The sequence below is a fragment of the Duganella sp. CT11-25 genome (assembly GCF_047302815.1).
In the GTDB taxonomy this organism is placed as follows: domain Bacteria; phylum Pseudomonadota; class Gammaproteobacteria; order Burkholderiales; family Burkholderiaceae_D; genus Rugamonas.
This window is the reverse complement of sequence record NZ_JBKBFD010000001.1, coordinates 2368122-2385554: the sequence shown is the minus strand read 5'-3', so window position 1 is coordinate 2385554 and position 17433 is coordinate 2368122. Positions and strand designations below refer to the sequence as shown.

The following is a 17433-nucleotide window of genomic DNA, read 5'->3' as shown; positions in this document are numbered from 1 at the left end:
CGAATACTAAGCCTGGCGCGCTACAAATTCCAGCACTTCATCGACGTGACCCGCTACTTTCACGCCTCTCCATTCTTTCACCAATTGACCATGAGCGTCAATCACAAACGTGCTGCGTTCGATGCCGCGCACGGTCTTGCCGTACATTTGCTTCATCTTCATGACGCCGAACTGCAGGCAAACGGCTTCGTCGGGGTCGGAAATCAGTTCGAACGGCAGGCCGAGCTTGGCCTTGAAGCTTTCGTGCGAGCGCAGCGAATCGCGGCTGATGCCATAGATTTCGGCGCCGGCGGCCTGGAATTGCGCGTGCAGGTCGCGGAAAGCCATGTTTTCGGTGGTGCAGCCGGGAGTATTGTCCTTCGGGTAGAAGAACAGCACGGTATGCCGCGCAGGACGGCCCGCCAGCTGGAAGGTCAGGCCGCTGGTCATCGGGGCTGCGAAGTCGCTTACTACGGATTGGCTATCAGCCACAGGCTCTCTCCTGAACGGTATGCATTAAGAACGGGCGGCTCCCTGTACGATCAGTTGGCCCGAACGTCCTGGCAATTCGCCCCAGGTGATGGGGCAAACGGGCATGGCAAGGTGTTGGATCTTCTGATGGTAGTCGGCCATCGACGCCAGTTGGTAACCTTGGGATTGCCATCCCGCCAATAACTGCTCGAATATGGGGGCAAGTTTCTGGCCTTCAAGCTCCGCATGCAAAGTATAAACGTGATCGCGCGCGGCACCCTCGGTCAGCTTGAGCAGGAAGGCGGCGATGTTGCCGGTCGTGATGATGGTGCCATCGATCTCGCGCCCCAGCAATTCGTCCAAAGTGGGGAGGGTGGTCGGCAGCTGGATATGCCGGAGCACCTGGTCGCCGTCGGCCAGGCGGTGCGGGCCGTCGGCCGGATTGGCCAGCGTGCCGTTTTCGTTGAGCACGCAACGGCCGTCCGAGGCGTAGGCGTAGCCGGCGGCGTCGTGCTCGGCGAAGGCGGCGTTGTTCATCTGCCAGCCGGCCGCGCCGTGGGTGCGCGGCGCCGTGCCGAACACCTGGCTGTAGCGGGCCGCGGCCTTGCGCATCATGCCGGTGGACCAGGCGCCGTCGCGGTTGGCGACATTGTCCTGCCACAGCACGTGGTCCCAGGTGTGGATGCCGCACTCGAAGCCGGCGTCGCGCACCACGCGCATTTCAGCGGCGCAGTCCTTGCCGATGTCCGGCCCCGGCAGCAGGGTGCCGTACATCAGCGTCTTGATGCCGTAGTGCTCGACCACCGAGGTGCGCGACACCTTGCTGAAGAAACCCGGGCGCAGCGCGCGGCGCAGCGCCCAGCCGGTGTGGTCCGGCCCCAGCGAAAACAGGAAAGTGGCGCCGGCCTGGCGCGCCTCGAGCATGCGTACCAGGTTCAGTACGCCCTCGCGGGTGCCGCGATAGGTGTCGACATCGATCTTCAACACCATCAGCGGCGGGGTGGGGTGGTTTGCGGTCAAGTCTCAGTCCATCAGGGCTTGGGCGGCGGCCACCTGGCCACGGTAGGCGTCGAAGATCTTCTTCAGCGCGTCGGCCATGCTGGTGCTCGGTTTCCAGCCCAGCTCTTCGCAGGTGTTGGTGATCTTCGGCACGCGGTTCTGCACGTCCTGGTAGCCGGTGCCGTAGTAGGCGCCCGAGGTGGTCTCGACGATCTTGACCTGCTTGGCGCCGGTCGCGTACTCGGGGTATTTGTCGGCCAGCTCCAGCATCATGCCGGCCAGCTCGCGGATCGAGTAGTTGTTGACCGGGTTGCCGATGTTGTAGATCTTGCCGCTGGCGGCGCCGTCCTGGTTGGCGATGATCTTCATCAGCGCGTCGATGCCGTCGTCGATGTCGGTGAAGGCGCGCTTCTGGCTGCCGCCGTCGACCAGCGAGATGTTCTCGCCGCGCACGATGTGGCCGAAGAATTGCGTGACCACGCGCGACGAGCCTTCCTTCGGCGTGTGGATCGAGTCGAGGCCGGCGCCGATCCAGTTGAACGGACGGAACAGCGTGAAGTTCAAGCCTTCCATGCCGTAGCCCCAGATCACGCGGTCCATCAGCTGCTTGGCGTTGGAATAGATCCAGCGCGGCTTGTTGATCGGGCCGCAGATCAGCTCGGAGTTCTCGGGATCGAATTCCTCGTCGTGGCACATGCCGTACACTTCCGAGGTCGACGGGAACACCAGGTGCTTGCCGTACTTGGCGGCCGAACGCACGATCGGCAGGTTGGCCTCGAAGTCCAGCTCGAACACGCGCAGCGGCGCCTTGACGTAGGTCGACGGCGTCGCGATGGCGACCAGCGGCAGGATCACGTCGCACTTCTTGACATGGTACTCGACCCATTCCTTGTTGATCGTGATGTCGCCTTCAAAGAAGTGCATGCGCGATTTGTAGGCCTCGTTTTCCAGCACATCGGTGATACGGTCGGTGTTCATGTCCATGCCGTAAACGTGCCAGTCCGTGGTTTCCAGGATGCGCTTCGACAGGTGATGGCCGATAAAGCCGTTGACGCCGAGGATGAGTACTTTTTTCATGTTGTGTGTATCCAGGTAATGTTCATTGTCCGCCGGCGGCCGTCGCGACGGCGGCCAGGCGGCTTTGCAACTGCTCGGCCGTCACGGCTTCGCCGTCGGCCGTCAAGGCGGAAATGGTCAGCATGCGGCCATCACCGCAAACGCCAAAGATGCAATTATCCACCACGGTCAATCCCGGAGGCAAACCCAGGGAAACAACGTTGCCGAAATTGCCATGGCCGGTACCGCTGAGGCGCGCGCGCTGAATCACGTAGCGTACACCGCCGATGTCGGTGAAGGCGCCCGGATAGGGCGGCGCCACCGCGCGGTGCAGGTTGTAGACTTGCTGGGCGGGCTGGCTCCAGTCGATGCGGCCGTCCTCCGGCTTGCGTCCGCCGAAATAGCCGCCACGGCGCAAGTCGTTGTGCAGGCGCGGCGCGCTGCCGTCCAGCAGCGACGGCAGGATGCGCCACAGCGCCTGTTCGGCCGCCACGGTGACCTTGCCGAACACCTCGAAGGCGGTGTCGTCCGGCAGGATCGGCACTTCCATCTGCGAGACGATGGCGCCGGCGTCCGGCTTGACGGTCATTTCGTGCAGGCTGGCGCCGGTGACCGGCGCGCCGTGCAGCACCGCCCAGTTGACCGGCGCGCGGCCGCGGAATTCCGGCAGCAGCGAGCCGTGCATATTGAACGCCGGCGCCACCGCCAGCAGTTCGGCCGGCAGCATGTGGCGGTAGTAAAAGCTGAACATCAGGTCCGGCTTGGCGGCCTTGACCTGTTCCAGCAGCGCCGGCGATCTGGCGTCGGCCGGCGTCAGGTAGGGAATGCCCTCGGCCTGGCACAGCGAGATCACCGATTCGAACCAGATGTTTTCGCCGGCGCTGTCCTCGTGCGTGACCACCAGCGCGACGTCGACGCCGCCGGCCAGCAAGACCTTCAGGCAGCGTACGCCGACGTTGTGGTAGGCGAAGACGACCGCGCGCCTGGGCTGGTCGAAATCATTCATGGCCACGGCCCACCACGCGTTTTTCCACGCCGGACGCTGACGCCGTCTGCTGGCCGGGCTGCGGGTCCTGCTGTTGCTGCAGGATGGTTTGCACCACGTAGCGCGGACGGGCGCGCACTTGCTGGAAGATGCGGCCGATGTATTCGCCCAGCAAACCGATGCCGAACAGGATCACGCCCATGAAGAAGAAGGCGATCGCGAACAGCGTGAACACGCCTTCGGCCTCGGCCCCCATGGCGAAACGGCGCACCAGCAGCAGCAGGACCAGCGCGGCCGAGGCCACCGACATCAGCATGCCCATCATCGAGAAGAATTGCAGCGGCACCAGCGAGAAGCCGGTGACCAGGTCGAAATTCAGGCGGATCAGGCTGTACAGCGAATATTTCGACTCGCCGGCCGCGCGCTCCTCGTGCTCGACCACGATCTCGGTCGGCTTGCGCGCGAAGCGGTAGGCCAGCGCCGGCACGAAGGTGTTGACCTCGCCGCACTGGTTCATCAGGTCGACGATGTTGCGGCCGTAGGCGCGCAGCATATTGCCCTGGTCGGTGATCTTGATGTTGGTGATTTTTTCGCGCAGGTGGTTCATGGCCTTGGAGGCGTAGGTGCGCCACACCGCGTCCTGGCGCTTGCGGCGGATCGAGCCGACGTAGTCATAGCCTTCGCGTATCTTGGCCACCAGGTTGCCGATCTCTTCCGGCGGATTCTGCAGGTCGGCGTCCAGCGTCACCATGATGTCGCCGCGCGACGCCTCGAAGCCGGCCAGGATGGCCATGTGCTGGCCATAGTTGCCGTTGAACAGCACCACGCGCGTGACGTCCGGACGGGCGCGGAACTGCTCGGCCAGGATCGCCACCGAGTTGTCGCGGCTGCCGTCGTTGACGAACACGATCTCGTAGCTGGCGCCCAGCTTGTCGAGCGCCGGGTACAGGCGCTCGAACAGCGCGGCCAGGCCGTCCTGCTCGTTGTAGATCGGAATGACGACCGAGACTTCCGGTTTCGTGGAGGCGGTCATTTGATCAGGATCGCTTTCACGGCGGCGACGGCGCGGTCCACATCGGCGGTGGTCATGGCGTAGAACATCGGCAGGGTCACGGTCAGGCGGCCGATCTTCTCCGAGACCGGGAACATGCCCTCCTTGAAGCCGCGCGCGCGGTACATGGTGAACAGATGGATCGGCGCGTAATGGTAGCCGGTGCCGATGTTGAAGCGCTCCTGCATCGCGCGCATGAAGTCGGCGCGGGTGGTCGGGCCGTTGTCCGGCAGGATGATCTGGAACAGGTGGTAATTGCTGCTGTCAAACGCCTGCAGCGGCAGCTGGGCGCCCGACTGCGCTTCGAACGCCGGGCCGAAGGCTTCGTAGTAGCGGCGCGCCAGCGCGCGGCGGTGGGCGGTGATGGCGGCGATGTTGGCGAACTGGCCCAGGCCGATGGCGGCCATGATGTCGCTCATGTTGTATTTGCCGCCCAGCAGGTCGACATCGATGCCGTCGACGCCGTTGCGGGTCACGCCCTGCAGGCGGTATTTTTCCGCCAGGCGCGCCTCTTCCATATTGTTCAGCACCAGCGCGCCGCCTTCGCCGGTGGTGATGTTCTTGTTGGCCTGGAAGCTGAACGAGACGAAGTCGCCGAAGGCGCCGATGCGCCGGCCCTTCCACTCGGAACCGAAGGCTTGCGCCGCATCCTCGATCACGCGCAGCTTGTGTTTTTTGGCGATGGCGTACAGGCGGTCCATGTCGACCGGCAGGCCGGACAGGTAGACCGGAATGATGGCGCGGGTGCGCGGCGTGATCGCCGCTTCCACCTTGTCGAGGTCGATGTTGCGGGTGAGCGGATCGATATCGGCGAACACCGGCGTGGCGCCCACTTCGATGATGACGTTGGCGGTGGCCACCCACGACACGGGCGTGGTGATGACTTCGTCGCCGGGGCCGATGCCGGCGATGCGCAGCGCGATTTCCATGGTGCAGGTGCCGGAGTTGAAGGTGCGCACCGGGCGGCCGCCGAAGTATTCCGACATCTGCGCTTCAAACGTCTGTACCTTCGGACCGCTGGTGATCCAGCCGGAACGCAGGACCTCGCTGACGGCGGCAATCGTGGCCTCGTCTATTGTTGGTTTTGAGAAAGGTAGAAAGGGCAGGGCTGCGGTCATGAGGGTATTTGCTCTCTGGTTTTTATATATTGATAGCGGATGCCCGCATTCTAAATTGTTCGTCAGGTGCGCGCCAGCCAGGCGACGCCTACCAGGATCACGAAAATGGCCAGCAGGCGCTGGGTCGACAGCGCTTCGCCGAACAGGTACCAGGCGCCGATCGCGGTCACGACGTAGCCCAGCGACAACATCGGGTAGGCGATCGAGACGTCCACCCGCGACAGCGCGATAATCCACAGCACCACCGATAGCACATAGCAAGTAAGCCCGCCAATGATAGGCAGCTGGCTTGCCACCTTGATGCCGACAGAAAAAAGATTCTGCAGCGTCAAGTGGATTTCGCCGATGTTGCGGGCGCCGGCCTTGAGCAGCAATTGCGCGACCGCGTTGAGCAGCACGCCGAAAAGAATGAAACTAAAAGTTGCGATATTCATTTATGTTTTTAATCATTACAGATTGGTAATGACGATGCGGCGGCTGTCTTCCACCACCACGCGCATCGCCACGCCCCTGGTTTTCAGCTCGGCGTAGGCGTCGTCGCTGAGGATGGCCATGGCTTTCACGCCGGCGGCCGTGTGGCCGTTCCAGCGCGCGACGAAACCGTCCAGCGTCGGGATGGCGAGCTCGGGCTGCTGGCGCAGGCCGAAGGTGAATTCGTCCCAGTAATCGACCAGCACCACCGTGCGCTGCAGGTAGAAGGTCATCGACTGCTCGTAGGTGCGGACCGAGTAGACCGGCGTGTCGGCCTTGAGTTCCGGCAACATCTTCAGCGCCAGCGCCTTGCCGGCGCGCAGTTGGCCGTAGGGTTCGAAGCCGGCCAGGATCAGCTGGGTGGCGGCGAAGCCGGCGATGGCCAGGGTCAGCACGCCCAAGTCGCGGCGCAGCTGGCGCGCATGCAGCAGCGCCAGCGCGCCGCCGGCGGCGGCCACGATGCCGGCCGCCAGCACCCACGGCTGGTAGGCTTCCAGCAGCGCGCGTTCGCTCGGATGGCGCACCGACATCTCGATCATATGCGGCACGGCGGCCAGGCCGGCCACGCCGACCAGCAACAGCAGGCCGGCGGCGATCGTGCGGTTCAGGCGCGAGGCGTTTTCCAGGTAGCTGCCGATCAGCAGGGCCAGCGCCGGGAAGATCGGCAGGATGTAGCCCGGCAGCTTGGAGCTGGAGTAGCTGAAGAAGCAGAAGATGAACACCGCCCAGATCAGCAGCAGCAGCTTGGGCTGGAAGGCGGCCACGCGCTCGCGCCTGGCGGCGTTGAACAGCGCCTGCGGCAGCACGCCCAGCCACGGCAGGATGCCGGGGGCCAGCATGATGAAGAAGTAGTACCACGGGCCTTCGCGGTGGTGGGTCTTCAGGAAGAAGCGTTCCCAGTGCTCGTGCACGAAGAAGAAATGCGGCTGCTCGGGATTCTGCAGCCCCACCAGCACGAACCACGGCGTGGCGACGGCGAAGAACAGCAGCAGGCCCTTGCCCAGGTGCAGCCGTTTCCAGATCGCCAGGTCGCGCGACAGCGCCGAGTACAGCACCAGCACCGCGCCCGGCAGCACCAGGCCGATCAAGCCCTTGGCCAGCACCGCCAGCGCCATGCCGGCCCAGCAGACAAGCATCCAGTTGCGGTTCTCGGCCGGCGTGGCGCGGTCGCGCTGGGCCACCAGCAAGGCGCACAGGGCGATGGTCATCATGCCCGACAGGCTCATGTCGAGCGAATCGATCTGGCCGGAGGCCACCCAGAACAGGCTGGAGCCGAGCGCCAGCGCGGCGTAGAAGCCGGCGCGGGCGCCGAACACGCGGCGGCCCGCATAGCCGGTCAGTAACACGCCGCCCAGGCCGCACAGCCCGGTCCACAGGCGCGCCTGCCACTCGCCCAGTCCGAACACGGCGTAGGTGGCGGCGTTCATCCAGGTTTGCAGCGGCGGTTTCTCAAAATACTTGATGCCGTTCAGGCGGGTGGTGATCCAGTCGCCGCTGGCGAACATCTCGCGCGCCATCTCGGCGTAGCGGCCCTCGTCGGGCGGGACCAGCGTGCGGAAGCCCAGCATGTACAGCCAGACGATGGTGAACGCCGCCAGCAGCGACCAGACGACTTTCTTCGAGTTGTACAGGTCGTTCATCAGGCGCTTTTACCCTCGCCGGCGTCAATCACCAGGGCCAGCGTGACCTTGCGGCCCTCGCCCATCAGGATGTTGTAGGTGCGGCAGGCGGCCTGGCTGTCCATGCATTCGACGCCGATGCGGCGCATGGTCAGCGCGGCGGTCAGGCGTGGGTGGATGAAGCGCTGCCTGGCGCCGGTGCCGAGGATGACGACGTCCGGGCTGTCGGCGCCGATGATGTCGAAATGCTCTGCGGTAATGGATTCGAAGGTGGGGGCATCCCAGGCGCGCGGCGGGATTTCCGGCAACACGATCAGGCTGTAGTTGTAGCGCTGGGCATTGATTTCAACGCCGGTTTCATCGTAGCCGGTGACGGTCTGGTATTTTTTGGTATCGCTTGCGTGGAGCTTCATGGCGTAAAGGTGCGAAAGAACGGTATTGGAACGGTATTGAACCGTAAAGTAGCGTCATTGTAGCGTTTTTCCGGGTGCCTCCAGCCCTTTCGCAGCCTCAAAGGTTGATTAAATGGGAGGCTTTCGGCAGAATGGTTCTTTTCGCACTGCAGCAAGGGCCAACGCCGGGTTTTTGGCAGGTCACAGCGGTTTGCCTCACCAAGACAGGATTTTATTTTGCGACCGATTCAAAAATCGAACAAACTGGCGGAAGTCTGCTACGAAATCCGCGGCCCGGTGCCGGAAAAGGCCCGGCAGATGGAGGAAGAAGGCCATAAGATCACGAAGTTGAATATCGGCAACTTGGCCGTGTTCGGCTTCGATCCGCCGGACGAGATCGTCCAGGATATGAAGATCAACCTGTCCAACGCGGCCGGCTACACCGATTCCAAGGGCATGTTCGCGCCGCGCAAGGCCGTGGTGCATTACACGCAGAGCAAGAACATTCCCGGCGTCACCATCGAGGATGTCTACCTGGGCAACGGCGCGTCCGAGCTGATCGTCATGTCGATGAACGCGCTGCTCAACACCGGCGACGAAGTGCTGGTGCCGGCGCCCGACTATCCGCTGTGGACCGCGGCGGTGTCGCTGTCGGGCGGCACGCCGGTGCACTACGTCTGCGACGAGCAGCAGGAGTGGTACCCGGACATCGAGGACATGCGCCGCAAGATCAACGCGAACACGCGCGCCATCGTGGTCATCAACCCGAACAATCCGACCGGCGCGCTGTACCCGGTCGAGCTGCTGCTGCAGATCATCGAACTGGCGCGCCAGCACGAGCTGATCATCTACGCCGACGAAATCTACGACAAGGTGCTGTACGACGAAGCCGAGCACGTGTCGATCGCCTCGCTGGCGGACGACGTGCTGTTCGTGACCTTCAACGGCCTGTCGAAGAACTACCGCGCCTGCGGCTACCGTTCCGGCTGGATGGTGGTGTCGGGCGAAAAAAACCACGCAAAAGACTACATCGAGGGCCTCAACATGCTGGCCTCGATGCGCTTGTGCGCCAACGCACCGGGGCAGTTTGCGATCCAGACTGCGCTCGGCGGCTACCAGTCCATACAAGACCTGGTGGGGCCGGGCGGGCGCCTGTTGAAGCAACGCGACCTGGCCTACAAGCTGCTGACCGACATTCCGGGCGTCACTTGTGTCAAGCCGAAAGCGGCGCTCTACATGTTCCCGCGTCTCGATCCGAAGATCTATCCGATCGTGGATGACCAGCAGTTTGCCTACGAGCTGCTGGCGGAAACGAAAGTGCTGATCGTCCAGGGCAGCGGCTTCAACTGGATCGCGCCGGATCACTTCCGCGTCGTGTTCCTGCCGAACTCGGACGACATGACGGAAGCCTTTGGCCGCATCGCCAAGTTCATGGAAGGCTACCGCAAGCGCCACGGCGCCAGCTTCTAACCCAGATTAAGAAACGAAAATATGAAACCCATCAAAGTAGGCTTGTTAGGCGTCGGCAATGTCGGCGGTGGTACGTTTGACGTACTGGAACGCAACCAGGAAGAAATCCGCCGCCGCGCCGGCCGCGGCATCGAAGTGGTGGCCGTCTCGGCCCGCAACCTGGAGCGCGCCCGGACGCGCACCGGCGGCAAGGTCAAGGTGGTCTCCAGCCCGTTCGACATCGTCAACGATCCGGACATCGATATCGTCGTCGAGCTGATCGGCGGCTACGAGCAAGCCAGGGAACTGGTGCTGCAAGCCATCGGCAACGGCAAGCATGTGGTCACCGCCAACAAGGCGCTGCTGGCCGTGCACGGCAACGAGATTTTCGCCGCGGCGCAAGCCAAGGGCGTCATGGTCGCGTTTGAAGCGGCCGTGGCCGGCGGCATCCCGATCATCAAGGCGCTGCGCGAAGGCTTGACCGCCAACCGCATCGAGTGGCTGGCCGGCATCATCAACGGCACCACCAACTTCATCCTGTCCGAAATGCGCGACAAGGGCCTGGACTTCGCCACCGTGCTGAAGCAGGCGCAGGAGCTGGGCTACGCGGAAGCCGACCCGACCTTCGACATCGAAGGCGTGGACGCGGCGCACAAGGCCACCATCATGTCGGCGATCGCCTTCGGCATCCCGGTGCAGTTCGACAAGGCCCACGTCGAGGGCATCTCCAGGCTGAACGCCATCGACATCCGCTACGCCGAACAACTGGGCTACCGCATCAAGCTGCTGGGCATCGCCAAGCGCGCCAAGGTCAACGGCGTGGAAGGCGTGGAACTGCGCGTGCATCCGACGCTGATCCCGGCCAAGCGCCTGATCGCCAACGTCGAAGGCGCGATGAACGCCGTGCTGGTGCATGGCGACGCCGTCGGCGCCACGCTGTACTACGGCAAGGGCGCGGGCGCCGAGCCGACCGCCTCGGCCGTGATCGCCGACCTGGTCGACATCACCCGCCTGGCCACGGCCGATCCCGAGCACCGCGTGCCGCACCTGGCGTTCCAGCCGAACGCGATGACCGACATCGAGATCCTGCCGATGTCGGAAATCACCACCAGCTACTACCTGCGCATGAACGTCAGCGACCAGCCGGGCGTGCTGGCCGACCTGACCCGCATCCTGGCGGACGCGACGATCTCGATCGACGCCATGTTGCAGAAGGAACCGGCGGACGGCGAAACCCGTACCGACATCATCTTCCTGACGCACCAGACGCAGGAAAAGAACGTCATCGCCGCCATCGCCAAGATGGAAGCCCTGCCGACCGTGGGCGGCAGCGTCACCAAGATCCGCCTGGAAAACTTGAGCTGATCTGCGGACGTAAAAAAACCGGACAGCGTCTACGCACGCTGTCCGGTAAAGGGTATTTTGCTAAGGGCTAAGGTACTGGCGGATTACTTCGAAGCGACGGTCAGCTCGCTCTTCACTTCCTTCACGCCTGGCACGGCCGATGCCACCTGGATAGCCTTGGTGCCGACATCGGTGCTGGCCACCGAGCCGCTCAGCACGACCACGCCGTCGGTGGTGGTCACGCCGATTTGTTTTTGATCTGCCAGCGAGGCTTTGATTTTGCTGGTGATGGCCTCATCGTTGGTGGCGGTGCCGGTTTTGGCGGCGCCGGCCATAGCACCTTCTTGCTGACCAGCAGCGAAAGCGCTACCGGTAGCGGCAGCGGCGGTCAGGGTAGCGGCAACCATCAGGCGGGCGATCAGTTTGGTAGTCATCATGATTTGCTTCCTTTTTTCAAGTTTGAGGTGAGAACGTCGGTGACGTTACCCTATCCTTTGCAAACCCCGTGCCAGCTCTGATAATCCCTTTGTATTCAATGGCTTGATCGTGTTTTTCTAATGGGAAACCACATCATCGTGGCATTTCCGGCCATATTGCGCGGATTTTGTCGGGAAATGGCGACAAGACCTCGCCGCCATTTTCTAACTTATTGATTTTTAAGGGATTCATCCTGTCGCTCGGCGGCGACAGCGCTGGCGTCGCTGCGGAACAGGCTGGCGTCCAGGTCGTATTTCTGCAGCAGGCGGTAGAACTCCGTGCGGTTGCGTTCGGCCAGGCGGGCGGCGTCGGCCACGTTGCCGTCGGTGAGTTTCAGCAGCTGCACCAGGTAGTTGCGCTCGAAGCGCTGCTTGGCCTCGGTGTAGCTGAGCACCTCCAGCGACGGCACGCGCAGGGCCCGCTGCACCAGCGACAAGGGCACCAGCGGCGCGGTGGCCAGCGCGCAGACGTGCTCGACCACGTTATACAGTTGCCGCACATTGCCCGGCCAGGCGGCGGTCGTCAGCGCCTCCAGCGCGCCCGGCGCATAGCCGCGCACGGTCTTGCCGTACTTGGCCGCCAGCGCCTGCAGGAACTGGGTCGCCATCGGCGCGATATCCTCGCGCCGCTGCGCCAGCGGCGGCAAGGTCAGCGTGATGACGTTGAGGCGGTAATACAAGTCTTCGCGGAACTGTCCCTCGTGCATGGCCACGTCGAGGTCGCGGTGGGTGGCCGACAGGATGCGCACGTCGACCGGCCGCGCCACGTCCGAGCCGAGCTGGCGCACCACGCGCTCCTGCAGCACGCGCAGCAGCTTCACCTGCAGCAGCAGCGGCATGTCGCCGATCTCGTCGAGGAACAGCGTGCCGCCGTCGGCCGCCTGCAGCAAGCCTTCGCGCGCGGCGACGGCGCCGGTGTAGGCGCCCTTGACGTGGCCGAACAGCTCGGACTCCAGCAAGGCTTCGGGGATCGCGCCGCAGTTGACGGCGATGAAGGGCGCCCTGGCGCGGCGGCTGGCGCGGTGGATGGCGTTGGCCAGCAGCTCCTTGCCGGTGCCGCTCTCGCCGCGGATCAGGATGCTGGCGTCGGAGGCGGCCACCAGCCGCGCCTCGGCCAGCAGCTCGTCCATCACCTGGCTGCGGCTGATCAGGCCGGCGCGCCACTGGTCGTCGCCGTTGGCCGGGCCGGCCGCCGCCGCGGACAGGCTCAGCGCCTGTGCCACGCGCTCCAGCAGCAGCTTGGCGTCGAAGGGCTTGGTCAGGTAGGCGTAGGCGCCCAGCGTGGTGGCCTCCACCGCGTCCGGGATGGTGCCGTGCGCGGTCAGCAGGATCACCGGCAGCGCCGGATGGCTGCGGCGAATTTCCTGGAACAGCGCCATGCCGTCGCGGTCGGGCAGGCGGATGTCGCTGATGACCAGGCGCGGCAGCTCGATCGACAGCCGCGCCAGCGCCGCCTCCGCGCTGCCGACCGCCGTCACGCGGTAGCCGTTGGCGGTGAGCCGCATCGACAGCAGGCGCAGCAGGTCGTCGTCGTCGTCGACCACCAGCAGGTGGGCGCCCTGGCCCTGGCCAGGTCCCTGTGCGGCGGCGCTCATTTGGTCACCGCCTGCGGGCCGGGGGCCGGACGGGCCGGCAGCGTGCGCTCGATGGTTTTCAAGCCTTCCAGCATCTCGTTGAGCTGGTCGATGCGGCGCTGGTTGTCCTTTTGCTGCAGGGCCAGCTTGTCGGCATGCTCGGACAGCCGGCGCGTCTCGGCGCAATTGCTGGACAACATTTGCGCCAGCAGCCTGAACGGTCCCGCATCGGTCTCCGCCGAGGTGGCGACGCTGTCGAGCAGGGCCTGGGCGCGCGCCAGGTCGCCGTTGCCGCGCGTGAGCATCAGCACCATACCCATCTGCACCGCCACGCGCGGACTGCGCTGCTGCAAGCCCAGGCCGCTCAGTTCCTTCACCATCTCGCCCTGGCTCATGCGGCGCAGCGATTGGTGGTAGCTCAGCAGCGGACCGACCTCGTCGGGCGGCGGCAGGGGCGGCGGCGCCTCCACCTCCACCACGGGTGGCGGTGGCGCGACGGGCAAGGGCGGCGCCGGCATCGGCGAGTTCAGCGTGCAGGCCGTCAACGACAGGCACAGCAGCACTGGCGGCAGGTAGAAGTTATATTTCATAAGGCAATTCGATTCTGAAACGGGCGCCTCGTTCGGAGGGCATGAGTTGCAGGACGCCGCTGTGCGCGGCCACGTATTCATGCACGATGGACAGGCCGATGCCGTTGCCGCGGCGCGCGCCCGGCGGCTGGCGCTGTCCCTGGTAAAACGGTTCGAAGATGCGGGCGGCGTCGTCCGGCGCCACGCCCGGTCCCTGGTCGATGCAGTCGAGCAGCAGCTTGCCGTGCAACTCGCCCAGGCGGAAACTGATCAGGCCGCCTGGAGGGCTGAAGCGCACGGCGTTCGACAGCAGGTTGCCGACCGCCACCGTCATCTTGTCGGCGTCGATGGCGATCGGCCGCGCCTTGCCTTCGGTGACGACGGTCAGGCCGCCGGCCTGCGACTGCAGGCGCTGGCTGTCGATGCACAGCGTCAACAGGGCCGCCATGTCGGCCGGCTGGCGATGCACATGCTGGGCGTCGAACGTGGCGGCGTTGTAGCGCAGCAGCGCTTCGATCTGCGACTGCAGGGCCGCCGTGTTCTGGTTCAGGATGCCGGCGATCTCGCGCTGGTTGGGCGACAGCGCGCCGGCCACGCCGTCCTGCAGCAGGGCCACGCCCTCGCGCAATGCCGCCAGCGGCGTCTTCAGCTCGTGCGAGATATGGCGCAGGAAGCGGGCCTTGTCGGCCTCGAGGTCGGCCAGGCGCTGGCGCAGCCAGTTCAGTTGCTGGCCGACGCGCTGCAGGTCGCTCGGGCCGCGCACATCGATGGCCTGGTCGAAACGGTTTTCGCCGAGCCGGTCGATCGCGGTTTCGATCTGCGCCAGCGGACGCGACAGCCACAGGCCGAAGCCGCCGGCCAGCGCCGCCGCCAGCACGATCGAGGCGATCACCTGCGCCTTCAGGATGCCGCGTCGCTGGTCCAGCTCGGTCAGCAGCTCGCTGTTGCGGCGCTCCACTTCCTGCTTGACTTCCTCGGCCAGCTGGGCGTTCACCTCGGGCAGCGGCGCCAGCACTTTTTCCAGCGCCTGCTGGCGCGCGTTGGTGCGGGCGTGGGTCGACATCTGCAGGATGTCCCAGGCTTGCTCGCCGGACTGGCGCCAGCGGTCGAACAATTGCTCCTGCGTGTAGGGCAGGGCGGCGGCCACCGAGTCGAGCGCGGTGCGCGCCTCGCGCCAGGCATCGGCGTAGCGCCGGCGGAAGGCGGGGTCGTCCAGCACCAGGTACTGGCGGGCGCTGCGCGTCATGGCGACGCTGCGCTCGGCCAGTTGTTGGGTGTTTTCAGTCAGGGCCAGGGCGTGGCGTCCGCTGTCGCGGCTGTGGGCCGCCAGGCGGTCCAGGGTCCACAGCGCGTGCAGCGAAGCGGCGCTCAGGAGGACGGCGATCAGCAGGAATACGCCCAGCAGCAATTGGCGAAACGAGAGTTTCGAGAGCATGTTGTTAAATAGTGTCTATATTGGCTGAATGATATGTGCAAAGCCGCTCTATAGCCTGTTCGATTGGCGGGCGTTGCAGTTCTGCACGGCAGCAAATTTTTAGATTGCGCATCGTCGCGCGTTTCGATTACGCTGATTTTATTAGCGAAGTTGTACCGGTTTTCTCTTGGGAGTCTTATGTCGAATCTTTTGCGCCGCCTGTCCATCCGCAACAAACTGATGCTCAGCATGGCGTTCTGCCTATTGCTGTTCCTGGCGGTCTCGGCGACGCTGAGCGTGGTCATGACCGGCAACGGCATCCGCGAGCGGGTCGTGAACCAGGAGCTGCCGGCCGAAGTCGGCGAGATCCGCAACGATATCCAGCGCCAGATCGGCGAACCGCTGGCGGCGGCCAGGGCGATCGCCTCCAACACCTTTTTGCTGGACTGGGAAAAGGCTGGCCAGCCGGACAGCGGCCTGGACGCCTGGAAGGCTTACGCGGCCAGCGTGCGCAAGACCACCGGCGCGGCGGCGGTGTCCTGGGTGTCCGCCAGCACCGGCAAATACCACGATGAAAAAGGCTTCAGCCGCATGGTGGAAAAGGGCAGCGATCCCTGGTTCTTCAGTTTCCTCGACAGCGGCAAGGCGTATTCGCTGAACCTGGACAAGGAGCCGGGCGCCACCACCTACAACGTCTTCATCAACACGCGCTTCGACGCCGGCGACGGCAAGCTCGGCGTCGCCAGCCTGGGGCTGGCGGTCAACAAGCTGGCCGAGACCATCCGCAGCTACAAGATCGGCGCCTCCGGCTTCGTCTACCTGGTGCGGCCGAACGGCATGCTGATCGTGCACCGCGACGCCGCGCTGGCCGACGGCAAGCACTTCATGAAGGACTTGCCGGGCCTTGACGCGGACGTCAGCGCCAAGCTGCTGGGCGGCGAGCGCTACGCCAGCGCCTCGTATTCCGCGCCGGACGGCAAGCGGCTGGTGGCGGCGTCGTTCGTGCCCGAGCTGAACATGTACGTGATCGCCGAAGTGCCGGAGGCCGAGGTGCTGGGCCAGGTCACGCGCTCGGTGACGATCTCGGCGCTGGTCGGCGGCCTGGTGGGCGGCGGCATCGGCATGTTCGTGATCTTCCTGGTCAGCGCGGCGATCGCGGCGCCGGTGGCGCGCGCCGCGCACATGCTGGGTGAAATCGCCGACGGCAACGGCGACCTGAGCCGCCGCATGACGGTCGAGAGCGAGGACGAAGTCGGCGCGCTGGCCGACGGCTTCAACCGCTTCGTGGCCTCGCTCAACAGCACCATACGCAAGGTGCGCGACAGTACGGAAACCATCGCCACGGCCTCCAGCGAGATCGCCAGCGGCAACCTGGATCTGTCCTCGCGCACCGAGGCGCAGGCTTCCAGCCTGGAGGAAACGGCGTCCGCGATGGAGCAGCTGACGGCCACCGTGACGCAGAACGCGGACAGCGCCAAGCACGCCAACCAGCTGGTGCAGTCGGCCTCCGGCTACGCCACCGAGGGCGGCGTGGTGGTGGGGCGCGTGGTGCAGACCATGGTCTCGATCAAGGACAGCTCGCGCAAGATCGTCGACATCATCGGCGTCATCGACGGCATCGCCTTCCAGACCAATATCCTGGCCCTGAACGCGGCGGTGGAAGCGGCGCGCGCGGGCGAGCAGGGGCGCGGCTTCGCGGTGGTGGCGTCCGAGGTGCGCAACCTGGCGCAGCGTTCGGCCGGGGCGGCCAAGGAGATCAAGGAGTTGATCAGCGACTCGGTGCTCAAGGTCGACGCCGGCAGCGCGCTGGTGGACGAGGCGGGCGTCACGATGGGCAAGATCGTCTCGTCGGTGGAGCAGGTGACCAGCATCATGGGCGAGATCGTCGCCGCCAGCCACGAGCAGAGCGAAGGCATCGCCCAGGTCAACCTGGCGGTGACGGAGATCGACAGCACCACGCAGCAGAACGCCGCGCTGGTGGAGGAAGCGGCGGCGGCGGCGGGATCGCTGCAGGAACAGGCGGCCAACCTTCAGCAGGTAGTCAGCGTGTTCAAGCTGGAAGAAACGCGGCTGGCGTTGCGCTAGACCGGCATCAGGCGGCGGGGCCGACGTCCATGCCGTCGTAGGATTCGAGCTGGTGATCTTCGGCGAACTGGTAGAACTCCTGGTTGCGGGCATGCAGCGTGTCGACGGTGTGCCGCTCGACTTTCTCGATGTGCAGCCACCACAACGCCGGCGTATCGGATTCCGGCTCGGAGTCGTAGATGCCGACGATCGTGTAGCCCTTGGCCTTGAACAGCACCTGCGCCAATTCCAGCTTGGTCTTGGACTGGTCGGCGAAGAAGTAACCCCACAGCAGCGGCTCGCTGATATCCCACGGCGCGTTTTTCTCCATGTCGGCAAACAGCTCGACCATTTCTTCTTTGGTAATCATATTATTCCTTGTTGGCGTTGACCTCATTTTAC

Annotated in this window: 17 protein-coding genes; 3 read left to right on the top strand and 14 right to left on the bottom strand. The window is 64.7% G+C overall.

Going from position 1 to position 17433, the window contains the following annotated elements:
* Nucleotides 1–6 precede the first annotated feature (6 nt).
* The 9 genes from ACEN9F_RS10110 to ACEN9F_RS10070 all read right to left on the bottom strand — a co-directional run bounded on the left by ACEN9F_RS10110 (nt 7) and on the right by ACEN9F_RS10070 (nt 8162).
* Nucleotides 7–471 (bottom strand): peroxiredoxin, encoded by a 465-nt coding sequence (locus ACEN9F_RS10110; protein ID WP_413419893.1) that lies wholly within the window; start codon nt 469–471, stop codon nt 7–9.
* Between the two features lie 24 nt (nt 472–495).
* Complete coding sequence (locus ACEN9F_RS10105) at nt 496–1440, bottom strand: xylanase (RefSeq protein WP_413427023.1); 945 nt, start codon at nt 1438–1440, stop codon at nt 496–498.
* A gap of 33 nt (nt 1441–1473) precedes the next feature.
* Complete coding sequence (locus tag ACEN9F_RS10100; protein ID WP_413419892.1) at nt 1474–2526, bottom strand: bifunctional UDP-4-keto-pentose/UDP-xylose synthase; 1053 nt, start codon at nt 2524–2526, stop codon at nt 1474–1476.
* Nucleotides 2527–2548: 22 nt separating this feature from the next.
* Complete coding sequence (locus tag ACEN9F_RS10095; protein ID WP_413419891.1) at nt 2549–3511, bottom strand: formyltransferase; 963 nt, start codon at nt 3509–3511, stop codon at nt 2549–2551.
* Nucleotides 3504–4523, bottom strand: a complete 1020-nt coding sequence (locus ACEN9F_RS10090) for a glycosyltransferase (RefSeq protein ID WP_413419890.1) — start codon at nt 4521–4523, stop codon at nt 3504–3506. Before ACEN9F_RS10090 ends, ACEN9F_RS10095 begins: the two co-directional genes overlap by 8 nt.
* Nucleotides 4520–5659 carry a DegT/DnrJ/EryC1/StrS family aminotransferase gene (locus ACEN9F_RS10085; RefSeq protein ID WP_413419889.1) on the bottom strand — a complete coding sequence of 380 codons (1140 nt, stop codon included), beginning with the start codon at nt 5657–5659 and terminating at the stop codon, nt 4520–4522. The genes ACEN9F_RS10090 and ACEN9F_RS10085 overlap by 4 nt, the downstream gene beginning before the upstream one ends.
* A 62-nt stretch (nt 5660–5721) precedes the next feature.
* On the bottom strand, nt 5722–6093 hold the full coding sequence (locus ACEN9F_RS10080; RefSeq protein ID WP_413419888.1) for an SMR family transporter: 372 nt from the start codon (nt 6091–6093) through the stop codon (nt 5722–5724).
* Between the two features lie 15 nt (nt 6094–6108).
* Entirely contained in the window at nt 6109–7770 is a 1662-nt protein-coding gene (locus ACEN9F_RS10075; protein WP_413419887.1) for a glycosyltransferase family 39 protein, read from the bottom strand.
* Nucleotides 7770–8162: an Mth938-like domain-containing protein gene (locus ACEN9F_RS10070; protein WP_413419886.1), complete on the bottom strand. Its 393-nt coding sequence runs from the start codon at nt 8160–8162 to the stop codon at nt 7770–7772. The genes ACEN9F_RS10075 and ACEN9F_RS10070 overlap by 1 nt, the downstream gene beginning before the upstream one ends.
* Before the next feature lie 216 nt (nt 8163–8378).
* Between ACEN9F_RS10070 and ACEN9F_RS10065 the strand changes: the two genes are divergently transcribed.
* Together ACEN9F_RS10065 and ACEN9F_RS10060 are read left to right on the top strand one after the other, a co-directional pair.
* Entirely contained in the window at nt 8379–9611 is a 1233-nt protein-coding gene (locus ACEN9F_RS10065; RefSeq protein ID WP_413419885.1) for a pyridoxal phosphate-dependent aminotransferase, read from the top strand.
* Nucleotides 9612–9632: 21 nt separating this feature from the next.
* Nucleotides 9633–10955, top strand: coding sequence for a homoserine dehydrogenase (locus tag ACEN9F_RS10060; RefSeq protein WP_413419884.1), 1323 nt, complete (start codon nt 9633–9635; stop codon nt 10953–10955).
* Nucleotides 10956–11038: 83 nt separating this feature from the next.
* On the opposite strand, the gene ACEN9F_RS10055 is transcribed toward ACEN9F_RS10060, so the two are convergent.
* From ACEN9F_RS10055 to ACEN9F_RS10040, 4 genes are all read right to left on the bottom strand, one after another.
* Nucleotides 11039–11371 (bottom strand): BON domain-containing protein, encoded by a 333-nt coding sequence (locus ACEN9F_RS10055; RefSeq protein WP_413419883.1) that lies wholly within the window; start codon nt 11369–11371, stop codon nt 11039–11041.
* A gap of 209 nt (nt 11372–11580) precedes the next feature.
* Entirely contained in the window at nt 11581–13005 is a 1425-nt protein-coding gene (locus ACEN9F_RS10050) for a sigma 54-interacting transcriptional regulator (RefSeq protein ID WP_413419882.1), read from the bottom strand.
* Nucleotides 13002–13574: a hypothetical protein gene (locus ACEN9F_RS10045; protein WP_413419881.1), complete on the bottom strand. Its 573-nt coding sequence runs from the start codon at nt 13572–13574 to the stop codon at nt 13002–13004. The genes ACEN9F_RS10050 and ACEN9F_RS10045 overlap by 4 nt, the downstream gene beginning before the upstream one ends.
* A complete protein-coding gene (locus ACEN9F_RS10040) occupies nt 13564–14988 on the bottom strand; it encodes an ATP-binding protein (protein ID WP_413419880.1) in 1425 nt (474 codons plus the stop codon). Before ACEN9F_RS10040 ends, ACEN9F_RS10045 begins: the two co-directional genes overlap by 11 nt.
* A 177-nt stretch (nt 14989–15165) precedes the next feature.
* Between ACEN9F_RS10040 and ACEN9F_RS10035 the strand changes: the two genes are divergently transcribed.
* The gene (locus tag ACEN9F_RS10035) at nt 15166–17052 is read left to right on the top strand and encodes a methyl-accepting chemotaxis protein (RefSeq protein WP_413419879.1); all 1887 of its coding nucleotides are present in this window, start codon (nt 15166–15168) and stop codon (nt 17050–17052) included.
* Nucleotides 17053–17059: 7 nt separating this feature from the next.
* On the opposite strand, the gene ACEN9F_RS10030 is transcribed toward ACEN9F_RS10035, so the two are convergent.
* Nucleotides 17060–17401 (bottom strand): ribonuclease E inhibitor RraB, encoded by a 342-nt coding sequence (locus tag ACEN9F_RS10030; RefSeq protein ID WP_413419878.1) that lies wholly within the window; start codon nt 17399–17401, stop codon nt 17060–17062.
* Between the last annotated feature and the right edge of the window lie 32 nt (nt 17402–17433).

Coding starts and splice junctions, on each gene's coding strand:
- ACEN9F_RS10045 (WP_413419881.1), bottom strand. CDS start 13,574: ATGAAATATAACTTCTACCTGCCGCCAGTGCTGCTGTGCCTGTCGTTG.
- ACEN9F_RS10060 (WP_413419884.1), top strand. CDS start 9,633: ATGAAACCCATCAAAGTAGGCTTGTTAGGCGTCGGCAATGTCGGCGGT.
- ACEN9F_RS10095 (WP_413419891.1), bottom strand. CDS start 3,511: ATGAATGATTTCGACCAGCCCAGGCGCGCGGTCGTCTTCGCCTACCAC.
- ACEN9F_RS10100 (WP_413419892.1), bottom strand. CDS start 2,526: ATGAAAAAAGTACTCATCCTCGGCGTCAACGGCTTTATCGGCCATCAC.
- ACEN9F_RS10030 (WP_413419878.1), bottom strand. CDS start 17,401: ATGATTACCAAAGAAGAAATGGTCGAGCTGTTTGCCGACATGGAGAAA.
- ACEN9F_RS10035 (WP_413419879.1), top strand. CDS start 15,166: ATGTCGAATCTTTTGCGCCGCCTGTCCATCCGCAACAAACTGATGCTC.
- ACEN9F_RS10055 (WP_413419883.1), bottom strand. CDS start 11,371: ATGATGACTACCAAACTGATCGCCCGCCTGATGGTTGCCGCTACCCTG.
- ACEN9F_RS10105 (WP_413427023.1), bottom strand. CDS start 1,440: ATGGTGTTGAAGATCGATGTCGACACCTATCGCGGCACCCGCGAGGGC.
- ACEN9F_RS10080 (WP_413419888.1), bottom strand. CDS start 6,093: ATGAATATCGCAACTTTTAGTTTCATTCTTTTCGGCGTGCTGCTCAAC.
- ACEN9F_RS10075 (WP_413419887.1), bottom strand. CDS start 7,770: ATGAACGACCTGTACAACTCGAAGAAAGTCGTCTGGTCGCTGCTGGCG.
- ACEN9F_RS10050 (WP_413419882.1), bottom strand. CDS start 13,005: ATGAGCGCCGCCGCACAGGGACCTGGCCAGGGCCAGGGCGCCCACCTG.
- ACEN9F_RS10090 (WP_413419890.1), bottom strand. CDS start 4,523: ATGACCGCCTCCACGAAACCGGAAGTCTCGGTCGTCATTCCGATCTAC.
- ACEN9F_RS10040 (WP_413419880.1), bottom strand. CDS start 14,988: ATGCTCTCGAAACTCTCGTTTCGCCAATTGCTGCTGGGCGTATTCCTG.
- ACEN9F_RS10085 (WP_413419889.1), bottom strand. CDS start 5,659: ATGACCGCAGCCCTGCCCTTTCTACCTTTCTCAAAACCAACAATAGAC.
- ACEN9F_RS10070 (WP_413419886.1), bottom strand. CDS start 8,162: ATGAAGCTCCACGCAAGCGATACCAAAAAATACCAGACCGTCACCGGC.